7 protein-coding genes and 1 tRNA gene are annotated in these 14,835 nt (G+C 50.2%); 6 read left to right on the forward strand and 2 right to left on the reverse strand.

Annotated features, from left to right (window positions below):
* The first annotated feature begins 166 nt into the window (after window positions 1-166).
* Together NZM05_08975 and NZM05_08980 are read left to right on the forward strand one after the other, a co-directional pair.
* Window positions 167-1,342, forward strand: coding sequence for a thiolase family protein (locus tag NZM05_08975; protein ID MCS7013743.1), 1,176 nt, complete (start codon window positions 167-169; stop codon window positions 1,340-1,342).
* 147 nt (window positions 1,343-1,489) lie between these two features.
* Window positions 1,490-1,801, forward strand: coding sequence for a YfhL family 4Fe-4S dicluster ferredoxin (locus NZM05_08980; protein ID MCS7013744.1), 312 nt, complete (start codon window positions 1,490-1,492; stop codon window positions 1,799-1,801).
* A gap of 101 nt (window positions 1,802-1,902) precedes the next feature.
* Here the strand turns inward: NZM05_08980 and NZM05_08985 are convergent.
* A tRNA-Ile gene (locus tag NZM05_08985) sits at window positions 1,903-1,976 on the reverse strand.
* A gap of 217 nt (window positions 1,977-2,193) precedes the next feature.
* Here NZM05_08985 and NZM05_08990 point away from each other — a divergent pair.
* From NZM05_08990 to ligA, 3 genes are all read left to right on the forward strand, one after another.
* The gene (locus NZM05_08990) at window positions 2,194-2,574 is read left to right on the forward strand and encodes a DUF309 domain-containing protein (protein ID MCS7013745.1); all 381 of its coding nucleotides are present in this window, start codon (window positions 2,194-2,196) and stop codon (window positions 2,572-2,574) included.
* Window positions 2,575-2,576: 2 nt separating this feature from the next.
* Window positions 2,577-4,013 (forward strand): cysteine--tRNA ligase, encoded by a 1,437-nt coding sequence (gene cysS, locus NZM05_08995; GenBank protein ID MCS7013746.1) that lies wholly within the window; start codon window positions 2,577-2,579, stop codon window positions 4,011-4,013.
* 138 nt (window positions 4,014-4,151) lie between these two features.
* On the forward strand, window positions 4,152-6,194 hold the full coding sequence (ligA, locus tag NZM05_09000) for an NAD-dependent DNA ligase LigA (GenBank protein ID MCS7013747.1): 2,043 nt from the start codon (window positions 4,152-4,154) through the stop codon (window positions 6,192-6,194).
* Window positions 6,195-6,268: 74 nt separating this feature from the next.
* Here ligA and NZM05_09005 read toward each other — a convergent pair whose 3' ends face one another.
* Window positions 6,269-12,022, reverse strand: coding sequence for a S8 family serine peptidase (locus NZM05_09005; protein MCS7013748.1), 5,754 nt, complete (start codon window positions 12,020-12,022; stop codon window positions 6,269-6,271).
* A gap of 505 nt (window positions 12,023-12,527) precedes the next feature.
* On the opposite strand from NZM05_09005, the gene NZM05_09010 reads away from it, so the two are divergent.
* Window positions 12,528-14,651 (forward strand): APC family permease, encoded by a 2,124-nt coding sequence (locus NZM05_09010; GenBank protein MCS7013749.1) that lies wholly within the window; start codon window positions 12,528-12,530, stop codon window positions 14,649-14,651.
* Window positions 14,652-14,835: the final 184 nt, after the last annotated feature.

A 14,835-nucleotide genomic window follows, 5' to 3' on the forward strand; every position in this document is an offset into this window, starting at 1 on the left:
GGAGTAGCTTTGAGGAGTCTCTCCCACTTTTTCTAAATGAGCATTCACAGCGATAGCTATCCTGCACCTCACTTTTTAGACATTCTCCAAAGAAGCAGAAAAGCATTGCAGGAAAAAAGGATTTCGCTAAGTTGCGCCCGTTCAAAACCTTAACCACACAAAAGCGATGCAAGAAGTTTTTCTTGTAAGTGCCGTACGAACCCCCATTGCAAGCTTTCAAGGTGCATTTGCTACAAAGAGTGCAACTGAGCTGGGGGCGATTGTCGTCCGAGAAGCAGTCAGGCGGGCTGGCATTACTCCAGAAGAAGTGCAGGAATGCATTATGGGAAATGTGCTTCCTGCTGGATTAGGGCAAGCCCCTGCGCGACAGGCAGCAATTTTCGGTGGGCTGCCTGTTACGGTCGAGGCACTCACGATTAACAAAATGTGTGGCTCTGGACTGAAAGCAATTATGCTCGCTTCGCAAGCAGTGGCACTGGGCGATGCAGACATTATTGTCGCAGGCGGAATGGAATCTATGACCAACGCACCCTATCTCTTGCTCAAAGCACGAAGTGGCTACCGATATGGCAATGGTGAATTGATTGACAGTATGCAATACGATGGGCTGTTCGATGTCTACAACAAGTTCCTGATGGGAAATGCAGCAGAACTCTGTGCCAAAGAGTGTGGTATTCCACGTGAAGCCCAAGATGAATTTACAGTGCTAAGCTACACACGTGCATTGAAGGCTCAAAAGGAAGGCTGGTTTAATGATGAAATTGTGGCCGTAGAGTGGGAAGAAAAAGGCAAAAAGATGGGGCTTGCCGAAGACGAGGAGCCAAAAAACTTCCGACCTGAGAAGATTCCAACGCTAAAGCCAGTGTTTGAAAAAGATGGCACAGTTACAGCTGCAAATGCATCTAAAATTAATGATGGAGCCGCAGCAGTGGTGGTAGCCTCAGGTGAAGTGGTGCGCAAAAAAGGTCTGAAAGCCTTCGCAAAGGTAGTCGCATTTGCTTCTGCAGCGAAGCGACCAGAACACTTCACCACCGCCCCGATTGATGCAATTCCAAAGGTGCTGCAAAAAGCTGGAATGAGAATGGATGATATTGACTTGTTTGAGGTCAATGAAGCCTTTGCCGTAGTAGCACTGGCTGCAAAGAAAGCACTTTGCATTCCCGAAGAGAAGCTCAATGTAAATGGCGGGGCAGTTGCGCTGGGACATCCAATCGGGGCAAGTGGTGCGAGAATTCTCACCACACTCCTCTATGCTCTAAAGCATCGTGGTTTAAAACGAGGGCTTGCTGCAATCTGCTTAGGTGGTGGAGAAGCCTGTGCAATGATTGTAGAACTTGTCTAAACAAGCACTTGGGAAAACTTTTATTAAACAAAATTCTTTTACTATTGCGCAAATAAAGGCAAGAAAAGCGCGGTAAATGCATCGGATTTTTGAAAAGGATTTTACAAACACCTCAATCTTCAACCAAAACTCTAAGGAGGACAAACAATGGCGTTAATGATCACAGAGGAGTGCATCAACTGTGGCGCATGCGAGCCAGAGTGCCCAAACACTGCGATTTATGAGGGTGGCAAGAACTGGACGCTCTTCGGAGAGACATATGCGCCGCTAAGTGACTCTATCTACTACATTGTGCCCGACAAATGCACGGAGTGTGTTGGCTTCCACGAAGAGCCACAGTGTGCCGCTGTCTGCCCAGTTGACTGCTGCGTTGCAGACCCAAACTTCCCTGAAACCAAAGAAGAGCTTCTGGCAAAGAAAGAGCATCTTGAAGCCGATAAGAAGATGAGTAAAAAGTAAGTCCCGCTCTGTGCAAAGAAAACACAAAAAGCGATTCCACTTTCTGGAATCGCTTTTCTTTTTTTAAGGAAAACGCCCAAAAACAGGGGAACATAGCTTAGTGGTCCCTGTAGGACTTGAACCTACGACCAAGCGATTATGAGTCGCCTGCTCTAACCAACTGAGCTAAGGGACCGTTAAGGAGAGAGAGTTAAAGATAACGCTCAGGCAGGGTTTCTACAAAGCCAGCAAGAGTATTGCCGAATGAATGCGAACAGTGTAGAAGCGTGATGTCTGAGCGTGCCCTTAGTTTTGGGCTGGCAAGAAACTACTCGTCCCCGAGAGAAAAACAAGGATAAACTCACCTAACGGAAGTGAGGCGGTTTTCATAAATTTGCCGTTTTAAGCAAACAATGAGTCTTGATGAGTACTACACTGCTTTTCTGAAAGGTATTGAGGAATACAACGAGGCAAGGTTCTTCGAATGCCACGACACTTGGGAAGAAATCTGGCACGAGATATACGGAAGCGACAAAAAGTTTCTCCACGGTTTGATTCAGACCGCAATCGGGTTATATCACTTTACGAGTCGCAATCCGAAAGGGGCACGCTCAATGTTTGCCAAAGCGTTTGCAAAGCTGGAAGGCTACCAGCCAAGCTATCGTGGCATTGCGGTCAGTGCTTTACTGCGCCATATTGAACGGTATTGCATACCAGTGATTGAGCAGATGGAGCGAGGTGAAGCCGTTACGCTCACGCCAGATATGTTGCCAAAACTATACTTGCAACAGTAAGTATGTCGCTCAAAATCTACAACACGCTCAGTCGCCAGAAAGAAGTGTTTGTGCCGCTGGTTGAAGGACGCGTTGGAATCTATGTGTGTGGTCCGACCGTCTATGGGCACTCGCACATTGGGCATGCTAAGAGCTATGTGTCGTTTGATGTGGTTGTGCGCTGGTTAAGACATCTGGGCTACAAAGTCAAGTATGTGCAAAACATTACCGATGTAGGACACCTGACGGATAACGCCGACGAAGGGGAGGACAAAATTGCCGAGCAAGCCAAGCGTGAAAAGCTCGAGCCGATGGAAATTGCACAAGCCTACACACGCTCGTTTTTTGAAGATATGGACGCACTGGGGGTCTTACGCCCTAACATTTCACCAACGGCATCAGGACACATCCCAGAGCAAATTGAGCTAATCAAGACCTTGATTCAGAAGGGATATGCTTACGAAGTAAATGGCAGCGTGTATTTCAGTGTCAGTGCCTTTTCAGGCTATGGAAAACTCTCTGGTAGGACAAAGCAAGAAGAGTTAGAAGCGGGCACACGCGTGGCAGTGCGCAGTGAAAAGCGCAACCCCAGTGATTTCGCTCTGTGGAAGAAGGCTGAACCGGGACATCTGATGCGGTGGCCATCACCTTGGGGGTGGGGATATCCCGGATGGCATATTGAGTGCTCTGCAATGTCAATGAAATACTTGGGCGAGACATTTGACATTCACGGCGGCGGCATGGAAAATCAATTTCCACACCACGAGTGCGAAATTGCGCAATCTGAAGCGGCAACAGGCAAACCTTTTGTGCGCTACTGGATGCACAACAATATGGTTACGGTAAATGGCGTCAAGATGGGCAAATCGCTGGGTAACTTCACCACTATCAAAGATGCACTGCAAAAGGTAAGCCCACTAGTGCTGCGCTTCTTTATTTTGCAGTCGCACTACCGCTCCACATTAGATTTCTCTGATGCAGCACTTTATGCAGCAAAAGCGGGTCTGGATAAATTGCACGAGACCTACGCTCGCTTGCTAAATGCACCCGAAGGCACAGGCGTGCTCGAGCTCAAGCGCTTTGAACAAGCTTTCCATGAGGCAATGAATGATGATTTTAATTCCCCTGTAGCCATAGCAGTGCTCTTTGACCTTGCACGTGAAGTGAATCGACTACTGGACGGAGAAGGACTATCACCAGAAAGCAAGGCACAAACAATCGGTTTCTTCAATTGCTATGGTCGTGAAGTGTTAGGTATTTTGCCAGCATCGCCTGTTCAAGCACATCACGCATCAATGCAGACCTTGCAGAAGGTCGTAGAACTGGTGTTAGACATTCGTCAAGCGTCGCGTGCGAAGAAAGATTTTGCCACCAGCGACCTCATACGCGACCGACTAAAAGCAGCAGGGATTGAAGTCAAAGACACTAAGGACGGCACAGTGTGGCGACTGATGCATTGAGGGAAGGAAAGTTCAAGGCACCAGAACAGGAAGCGAACTTTCTGCCAAATTGTGCACACTGAGGATTTTTGCCACCCTCCAAAGGCTGGCGCATTATGCTGGATTAAGTTTCTTGCGCAGTTAAAACCCGCACCACAAATGAGCAAGGACGACGCACAGAAAGAAATCCTTAGGTTGCGCGCTGAAATCGAGCAGCACAACTACAACTACTATGTGCTGGCGCAGCCTACAATTTCCGACTATGAATTTGATAAGCTGATGGAACGGCTCATTGAGCTGGAAACCAAGTTCCCTGAGCTAATTACGCCTGATAGCCCGTCCCAGCGTGTAGGTGGCACGATCACGAAAGAATTTCCCACCGTTGTGCACAAACGCCGAATGCTGTCGCTATCGAACACTTATTCTCCCAGTGAGCTGCAAGAGTTCTATGAACGCGTGGTCAAAGGCTTAGCAAGTGAAGGCATCAAGGAGTTCGAGATGACAGCTGAGCTGAAATACGATGGTGTGGCGATTAGCCTAACCTATCGTGAGGGCCTCTTTGTGCAGGGTGCAACACGTGGTGACGGGGTGGTCGGCGATGACATTACGCAAAATCTGAAAACTATTCCAACCATTCCACTGCGGTTGCGTCGCAGCAGTCGCTCGGCACTTGCAGAGACGCTTCTCTCGACAGAAGTGGAGGTGCGCGGTGAAGTCGTAATGCTAAAACGCGACTTCGAAAAGCTTAATGCGCAGCGTGCAGAAACAGGCGAACCGCTTTTTGCAAACCCACGTAATGCGGCAGCAGGTACCTTGAAGCAACAAGATAGCCGTGAGGTGGCAAAGCGACCACTGACCTTCATCGCCTATCAGCTTGATAGTGAGGCACTGCCAGACAGCGTAACGCACTTTGAGCGGCTGGAACTCCTGCAAGAGTTAGGCTTTTACCTTGCTGAAGGAGCAGTGCGCTGCCGCTCAATGGGGGATATTCAAGCCTTTTTAGACAAGTGGGAGACGCAGCGTGATAGCTTGCCCTTTGAAATTGATGGCGCTGTGCTCAAGCTCAATGACCTTCGGCATCGCACTCTACTCGGTGAGACGCTTAAAGCCCCACGCTGGGCAATTGCCTATAAATTTTCGGCGCGGCAAGCTGAAACCACACTCTTAGGCGTCACGTTCCAAGTTGGGCGAACAGGTGCAGTGACGCCAGTTGCAGAATTGCAACCGGTGCGCTTAGCAGGCTCAACCATTGCACGCTCAACGTTGCACAACCTTGAAGAAATTAAGCGCCTTGACCTCTACATCGGCGATACGGTGGTATTGGAAAAGTCAGGTGATGTGATTCCGAAAGTGGTGCGCGCCATTCCAGAAAAGCGCCCTGTGAATGCGGTGCCAATCGCAGCACCGACGCATTGCCCTGAGTGTGGCACGCCGCTTGTTCAGCCGCCTGACGAAGTCGCGCTATACTGCCCGAATGAAGAACACTGCCCTGCACAAGTGCGCGGACGCATTCTGCACTACGCCTCTCGCAATGCGATGGATATTGAAAATCTGGGCGAGGCAATTGTGCGACAATTGCTCAAAGAAGGACTGATTGAAGATGCAGGCGACCTTTACTTTCTGGAAAAAGCCCGACTCATTACACTGGAGCGATTTGGCGAAAAATCAGCTCAGAACCTTTTAGATGCGATTGAGCAAAGCAAGTCCCGCAGCTTTGACCGTCTCATCTACGCCTTGGGCATTCGCCATGTAGGAGTGGCAACTGCCAGAGCCTTAGCTCAGCGATTTCCTTCAATTGCAGCACTGCAAGAGGCATCGCAAGCAGAGTTAGAGGCTGTGGAAGATGTGGGAAGCGTAATTGCAGAAAGTGTCTATAACTTCTTCCGAAGAGAAAGCACAAAGAGACTAATTGAGAAGCTGGCGAAAGCAGGAGTCCGTTTGCAAGCTGACCAAGCACAAGTGCCCAAGGTGGTCAGTGAAAAAATCGCTGGCAAAACGTTTGTCTTTACAGGTGCGCTGTCTGTAACGCGTGATGAAGCCACGAGAATGGTGCTGGAACGGGGTGGCAAAGTAGCAAGTTCGGTCAGTAAAAAAACGGACTATGTCGTAGCAGGAGAAGAAGCTGGCTCAAAACTAGCAAAAGCAAAGGAGCTCGGAATTAGGGTTCTCTCCGAGCAAGAATTTATGCAAATGCTGGAGTGAAGACGACTTTGCTGCATCGAAAACAAGAAGGGGCTTCAAAAAGAAGCCCCTTTCTTACACCACGGCAGCCTGATTTACTTAACTAACATCATTTTCTTTGTCTCCACGAAGCTGCCAGCCTGCAGGCGGTAGAAGTAAATGCCACTGGCAAGGTTCGTGGCGTTAAAGGTAACCTGATACCGACCTGCCTCTTGGCGTGCGTTGACCAGCGTGGCGACCTCACGACCCAGCATATCATAAACTTTCAGCACTACATTCGTAGCGGTTGGCAGCTGGTAGCTAATTGCCGTGCTGGGGTTGAATGGGTTTGGATAATTTTGTGCCAGTTCAAAGGTGCGTGGCAAGCCCGCATCCACTTCAACGATGGGGCTGTATTCAAATGTACCGTCAAAGTCAATTTGCCTAAGGCGATACTGCACCGTGCCAGAGGCGGTTCTATCTACGAAAGAGTAGGACTGGGCTTCAGTGGTTGTGCCTTTGCCCTTGACGAAGCCAATTTTCTCCCACACAGCTGCATCTTGACCAGCGCGTTTTAGGAGACGCTCGACTTCGAAGCCAGCATTGTTTTTCTCAGAGGCGGTTGTCCACTCGAGCTTGACACCGCGAGCATCTGGCACTGCAGTGAATGAGGCGAGTTCAACAGGCAAGGCATTCGCAAAGTCGCGGCTGCCGATAGCCAATTCAAAGAAGTCGTTAACAGGCACCGTGCTCACAAAATGACCATTGATGACTGTGCCGCCAAGGTCTTGCCAATCGCCATTTGGTGTCGTGCGTCCAAGCCAGCGAATTGAAGCGCTATTCAGCACGCCTTGCAATGCCGAGAGAGGCACGCTAACGGTGGCGTTCTGAATGGTAGCGCCACCATTGAGCACACGCCAGTAGTATTGGCTTAGCACGACAATCCCACTAGGCAGAGCGCCACCACTTGGGGCAGCTTGGATATACTCTACGGTAATAGGCGCAGCAGCCAGCACATTTGCTCGAATGGTGAGATTCGTGCCGTCAAAGACCATTGTGCTCGGCGCAGCGTGATTGACAGCAGGCACAACGCGAGCTGTAGCTACTGTGCCGATGATGGACGAGGTAAATCGGTAGATGGTGCCGCTTGTCGGGAAGGCAGCAGATGAGCGGTTGCTAACCCCCGTGGTCGTCGAGCCTGTTACGCCGTCCATAAAGTCACCCGGCCCTCCAACTGGTCCTTTGATGCCAATTGAAGCGGACGAGGATGAATTAGCAGGCTGTCCGTTGGTCGGGCCGTAGATGAACTCTATGACATTGCTGGTTTCATAGAGTCGGATTTGGAAGTTTAGACGGAGCGCTGTTGCTGGTGGTGCATTATAGTAGTCACGCACATTCTCGAATTGAATAATGACAACACGATTAGGGGCGGTGCCAGAGACCGCAGTTCTGACCGCTGAGGTGGGTGAGGCATCGACAAGCAAATCGTCCCACCATGGAGCAAGGACGTTAAATGGAGCAGACGTTGTGAATAGATTTTCATTGAAGTAAGATGTAGAAGCAGTTCCGAAATTCACAAAGCCGTTTGTGCAGATATTAAGGCTCGTGTAGCTCGTGCCCAAGTAGTTGAAGCTGAAGGGCAGCGCAACAGTGACCACTCCATCGTCAGGGTTCGAGAAAGAAATTGGTGTTGTCGTAATCGGTGTGTATGTGGTAGATGCAGAGGAGCGGGTGTAGACACTCGACACAGTGCCGACAAAGCTGAGAGTTGGGCTAGTCGCTGAAGCTAACCCAGAGGCGCTCGCAAGCAGTGAAGCCGAACCAACTTGGTTGTAGGTGATACCACTAATTGTAACTTGCGTTTGACCTGCAGGAATTGTGCCTGTGAGCGTGCCCCCGAAAGTGCCCGTACCCGTAGCCCGCGAAAGGGTTACTGCTACAGGGGTGTTAGATATTGTAGCTGAGCCTGTGTTATCCCTCAGTTCTACACTCACGCTGAACGGTGCTCCAACTGGAATCGGTGCAGTCGGCACTGCAACAAATGCTAGTTGCGTGGGTGGGGCTGGTACTGCTGTAGCGATATTGTCCAGATACAAGTTATTTCCAAAGTCATTGACGCCAATGAAGGCGATGCGCACTGTGCGACCTGCAAAGGCACTAAGGTCAATCCACTCTGTGCGCCACTCTGTTGCAGTAGGCACAAATGAAGATGTAGTCGAGGGTCGTGTGGCTAAGTCGTTTCCACCCTTGTAGTAAATTACATTTGGGTATGTCCGCCCGCCGTCCGTAGAGACACGAATTTCTAGCGTATCAGCGTAGCCAGGATAGACAGCATATGCGACATCGAAGCGCAGGAATGCACCAGACGGCACAGTGAAAGGTGTGCTAATGAGTGCGTCAAACTGCCCCCTTGCTGAGTAAGTGTAGAAGTTGATAAAAGCAGAGCCAGGGTTAGTGCGTCCAGTGGCGTTGCGTGTCCATGTGATGCTATTGTCAGGGTTAAAAATCTCCCAACCAGTGGGCGGGAACTCCGTTGGCACGAAGTCCACATTAGCCAAGCCAACAGGCGGTGGAACTACATTGAAGGGGGCGCTGGTGACACTCGGCAAGCCAGTTGCGGTGGCACGAAGACGCACACCATTTTCCACACGGTTATAAATCAAGCCAGAAATCGTGCCTGTTCGCTGACCCACAGGAATCGTAACCGTGCGGTTGCCACTCACTGTGCCCGTTCCAGCCGCAGGTCTGGTGTCGATAGTAACGGTAACAGGTGTAGTAGCGGCTTGCGGAACGCCAAACGCATCCCTTAGTTCTACGGTTGCGCTGAAGCCAACATTTGCAATCGGTGATGCAGGCGTGATGTTAGTAATAGCAAACTGCGTAACTGGGCGGCGCGGAACAAAGCGGTAGGTGATTCCGGCAGTGGGTAGAACATTGTTGCGATGATTGAAAGTCGAAAGTGAGCCTGTGCCACGACGGAAAGTAGGACCGGTCCATGCGACTGCAGAAGTTTTTCGTGCAATCGTGGTTTGCAAAACTGAGGCATCCAAATGCTTAATACCTACTCCAAAAGCCTTAAACAATGCTGGGTTTGAAGACGGGCTGAAAGTTCCATACACGAACTCAATGATGCCATTTTCATACAGCCGAATCTGAAAATTCATATTGTTATACTGCTCTGGGTGATTCTGGTTAAGCAACGTCGAAAACTTCGCTTTATCGCGCACGTTTTTGAACTGAATGATACAGACACGATTGGGAGCTGTACCAACAGTATGCACGCGATACTCTGCTGGCAGAGTTCCGCCTTCCAAGTCGTGGTTCATCACGGAGAGAATGTTGATGTCAGCAGGATGTGTGCTAGTCAAGGCCCCACCGTTCCCATCTTCATCAGCTGGATCCGTAATGAAAAGATTGGCGCGAGAGGGTGGGGCATTACCCAGTTTAATGAAGCCATTAGTGTTCAAAACAAACTGCGTGAACGTTGTACCATTGAAGTTGAAGGGAAAGCCAATGTTCTGTGGAGCTGAATTGGCGTCATCATTGTTCGCAACGGAGATAGCGTCTCCACTGCTTCCTAAGTCTGAGTATGTGCCTTGAATGATTTGCACGTCCTCGGGTGTGTAGAGCAAAACAGAGCGTACCAGTGCAAAGGGACGACCAATTTCGGTGACGACGCCAGCACGAATGCGAATCGCATAGTCATTACCATCTGGCAAAGAAGTTGGAGGCGTAAAGGTAAAGCTGCGCGTAGAAGCAGGCAGATTGCTTGCGATCTCAAGCACAGCTGAGCGACCACGCAGCAAGTCAATACTGATTGGGACATCTAAATTACCAACGACAGACCAGCGAATTGTAGTCGGTTGACCTTTCAGGACGGCAGTAGCAGGCTCAGTAATGTTGATAAGAAAGCCAAGCGCTGCTAAGATTGCCTTGCGCGCATTCACTCTGCCATAACCCATCTCTATGTTCCAAGTGCCAAAAGGACGGTCAGGCAGGCTCGCATAGCTATAGAAGCCAGCTTTGTCTGTCGTGGATTGCAGAATCGCTTCCAGTTGCTCCACGCGAAGTGATGGACGCACTGAGGCAATCATTCCCACAACGCTTGCCGCAATAGGGCAAGAAGCAGAAGTGCCGCCAAAGAAGGTCACATCGCCCGTGCTATAGCCAGCAGTGCCTTGGCGGTCAATCGTTAAAATCCCTGTGGCGATGCCACTAAAGTCGCCGGGCGCAACGATGTCCAAGTCAGTGCCAAACTGCGAATAAGAAGCGCGGGTGTCAGTGTGCGTCGAAGAGCCGACTGCAATCATATTGGCTGCACGAGCGGGATATCCAACGGTGCTTGTGCCGCCGTTCCCTGCTGAAAAGAGCACGACTGCCCCCAAGCGACCCCGAGACTGTGAGCGTACTGCATTGAAACTGGCTTCTTGCGCAGCACTGGGTACGCCACCGCCCCAGCTGTTAGAAAGCGCAACTACACCGGGCGTGTTAATCACCCGTGTGGCCATACGGGTAATGTCCAGTTGCGTAAAGTTGAACGAACCGCCAGTCGGTGCAGTTGAAGCAATGTCAATAAGCAGCAATCGCACATTTGGTGCACCGCTGGCAACCAAAAATCCGTTATCCGTTCGAGCGCCGATAATACCAGCGCACGGCGTGCCGTGATTGGAGTCGGCATTTCTAGGCAGAGCAGGGTTGGCTTCATCAAAGGTGCGGTATGAATCTACGATTTTGCCAACCAATTCAGGGTGGTCGAGGTCATAACCCCCTGCATCGGTAATGCCGACGACAATGGTCGAATTTCCAAAGGTCAGAGCCCATGCACCCAACGCATTAATGTCAGCACCTAAGACGCCACCGGTCTGACCCGTGTTATTCAGCCACCACTGCTGTGGAAACAGTGGGTCGCTGACCTGCATCAGGCTGGAGTAGTCAGGGCGAGGTTCAGCTTGCGGCTTTGGGGCTTTTTGGCGAGGGGCATCAGGTTCAGACACATCTGGAATCGTGCGCGTCTCATCGGCAATGCTACGAGCGATGCCAGCCATCGTTTCCTCTCTAAGGTCGGCAGTTGGCAGCACTGCACGGTCACGAGGAGCTGGAACAGCTGAGGGGGATTCATGAATTTCGTAACCAGCTTGGCGCAGCATTTCTTTCTTTATGCGCACACGCTCCTCTGGGCTAAGGTCTTTGCTGCGCTCCAGAAGCATTAACGGGTCAGTCTTGTCAGGTGTCTTTTGCTTTGGAGTTTCTTGATGGAGATACCCACGCATCGTGAAGTTGGGCTCGGCATAGTTAAAGAGCTGGCTTTCTTGCAACAGGTTGGCAATCTCAAACACATTGGCGCTGGGGTCAACTTTTGCATAGAACTGCTCTTGGTCACCAAGTTCGTAGCGTGCAAAGATGGAGACCCCAACTTTGCGTAGCAGAGCTGTTACTGCAGGGTCATCAGGTGTTTTAGGAGAGAAGACAATTTCGTTGGTCACCCATACCGTATCTCCGGAAGCGGCTTGGTAAGCTGGATAGACAGACTCAACATCGGGATTGCGCTTTAGTTCTGCAATCACCTCGTCCATTGTGCGTTGGTTGCGCTGATTGGGCTGCAAGGTATAACGCACAGTATTGTAGGCAGAAATGTCCGTTTCTTTGGGCTCCATCAGCACGGAGGCTAGCCGACGTGAAAGCTGTCCAACTCTCGCCTTCTGACTGGCTGGAACGGATTCACGATATTTTACCATCACCTCAGAGGTCAGGGGCGAGAGATACATTTTCTGCCCTTTGTAGTAGTAAAATGGATTCTCTTGGGCTTGGGCGAGAAGGGCAAAGAAAAACAGTGGCAGCAGTAAGACGTAATTTTTCCTGCAGTGCTTCATAGTAATGGTTGGGTTATTTGTGATTCAAAAAAGCCCTCCTTAGAGAAGGTTGTTTTGTTGATAGGAAAATATAGCAATTTCTCTCAAAAGTATATTATGCCAAATTAGGCATAGCTAAAACCTAAGAGTAGTGGCAAGGCGTAATAGCCGCAGCCCATCTTCTCTGAAGAGAGGAGAGACAAGCTGGCCCTCAGTCAGAATCGGGAGCAGAGTGCAGCAGTTGGGGGGTGTCATCAGAGGATAAACTTGTGGGTAGTATGTTCTTCTCATTGAAGGGTCAAGTAGCCGTGCAGATGAGAAACTAAGGGGAGCGCCCTTGCTTGGCATGGCAGCACTGCAGCGTTGTATCCCAGTTGCGCTCACACCTTTCTTTGTGGCTTAGGTAGAGCTTTTTATATTTGAGGCGCTTTGAACTTAACTAACAAGCGATGCGTCGCTGGTCAGTGGGCAATAGGAGTGGGGACAGTGAGCAGCCAGCGGCAGGTAAAGCATCGCGCTGATTGCTATGGACGCAAGCAGTAATCGTGCTTCAAACGAGCCCGAGCCAACTTTGAATCACGCTGTGCCGCCGCAGCCAGCGGTTTCATCACCAGCAACCGATGGTCAAGTCAAAGTGGTCGTTGTAACATCGGTAATGCTGTCATTTATCTCTTTTTGGCGTGCGGCAGCGATTGTATTAGGTGATTTAGCCTCTACGGCGTATTACATCGGAGGCATCACTGAGCGGGCAATTGGCGAAGCCGCCCCGTATTTCATCTTTGGCGTGATGCTGTTTGCCTTTGCGGTGCGCCTCGTCTACATTGAGTCGTGCTCCATTTTCACGCGCGGCGGAGTGTATCGGGTGGTGCGTAATGTGCTGGGCGAGGGTTTTGCGAAGGTGGCTGTCTCCGCCCTAATGTTTGACTATGTCCTTACAGGTCCAATCAGCTCAGTATCCGCAGGACAATACCTCTCTGGTTTGATAAATAGCTTCCTTCCGAAACTGGGGATTCATGCCGCAATTGATGTGCATTTTTCCTCACAAGCATTTGCGATTGCAATCATTACATACTTCTGGTGGGTGAACACCAAAGGGATTACGGAATCATCGACCGCTGCACTGCGCATTATTCAAATCACAGGGGTAATGATTATAGTGATGCTGGTGTGGTGTGGCTACACGCTCTATGTGCGAGGCGTAGAGTGGCCGCGGTTTCTCATTTCCTTCAATGAAGAGTCGCTAGGATTTCTGACCCACACGAAGCTGGGTGAGCAGTTACTTTCTGGCAAGACATTGGGGCTGATTGGCATTGTGATTGCATTAGGGCACTCTATGCTGGCAATGTCAGGTGAGGAGTCTTTGGCGCAGGTCTATCGCGAAATCGCAGCGCCAAAACTCTCAAACCTCAAGCGAGCAGCCGTTGCAATCTTAATTTTTAGTGTAACCTTTACGGGTGTGTTCTCTTTCCTTGCCGTGATGATTATCCCTGACGAGGTGCGTGTGACACAGTATGCAGATAATTTGCTCTCAGGCTTGGCGATGCATGTAGAAGCGCCCGAATCGGTGCGACTGGGCTTGCAAGCATTTGTGGTGCTGGTTGGCTTTTTGATTCTCTCAAGCGCAGTGAATACGTCATTTGTCGGTGCAAATGGCGTGCTGAATCGTGTCGCAGAGGACGGCATTTTAGCAGACTGGTTTCGCAAGCCGCACCCTGTCTATGGCACCAGCTACCGAATGATCAATATGATTGCGCTATTTCAACTAACGACGGTGGTGCTGAGTCGTGGCGATGTCTATGTGTTAGGGGAAGCCTACGCATTTGGCGTAATCTGGAGTTTTGTCTTCAATGCATTTTCAATGCTGGCGCTGCGTTTCAAAGACCGGCGCCCAAGAGAGTTTAAGGTGCCGCTCAACATCAAAATTGGCGATGTGGAATTTCCTGTGGGGATTCTACTGGTGCTACTAGTGCTGCTTACGGTAGCAGTGGCGAATCTATTTACGAAGTCGGTAGCAACGGTGTCGGGCGTGCTCTTTACGATTTTCTTTCTCATCTTGTTCAGTGTCTCAGAGCGACTGAATCGACAAGCAAAATTGCGTCGCTTAAAGCAGCAGAGAGAGCTCTCAGCGGAAGACTTAGAGACGCTGGAAAAGTTCAATCAAGAAAATGGCTGGTCTATTACGCCAGAATCAATTGGCTCAGAGAAACCGCGTCGGGTACTGGTCGCAGTAAAGCGATACACCAATTTGGAGCACTTGGATAAGTGCCTGGAAGTAACGGACACAGACACAACGGACATTATCGTGATGACTGTGCGTGTGATGCAAAAGGGCAGCATCGCTTCGTTCAACACGGAGATGACAAGCGAGGAACGCAAACTTTTTACCGAAGTCGTCAACCTTGCCGAAGAATACGGCAAGCCGGTGATTCCTATCATTGTGCCCGGCTACAATGCCTTTTTCAGCATTGTGCGTACGGCTAAAGAGTTGGGTGCAAGTGAAGTCTATCTAGGTGAATCGCAGCGATTTAGTATGGAGACGGAGCTGGAAGAATTAGCCATGATTTGGGGCTACGAGCGACCTGATGAACAGCACAAAATTATGTTTCGCGTCTTCGATAGCGAGCTGCAAAAAGTCGAGGCAGAGCTGTGATGTGCCCTCTTGTGCAAGTCAAAGCAAGTATCGGGAAGAGCCCTCAAAATCTCTGGTTTTGTGCAATGTGCGCTACTTCGCCCTGATGCTCGGTGCTTGAAAGCCAAGACGCTGCGTTAGCGGAGCAAAAAAGCAGCAATGGCAAGACAAATGACCCCCGCACCCAAAAGAATGGCAGCGAAGG

This window comes from Chloroherpetonaceae bacterium, assembly GCA_025056565.1.
Lineage (GTDB): Bacteria > Bacteroidota > Chlorobiia > Chlorobiales > Thermochlorobacteraceae > Thermochlorobacter.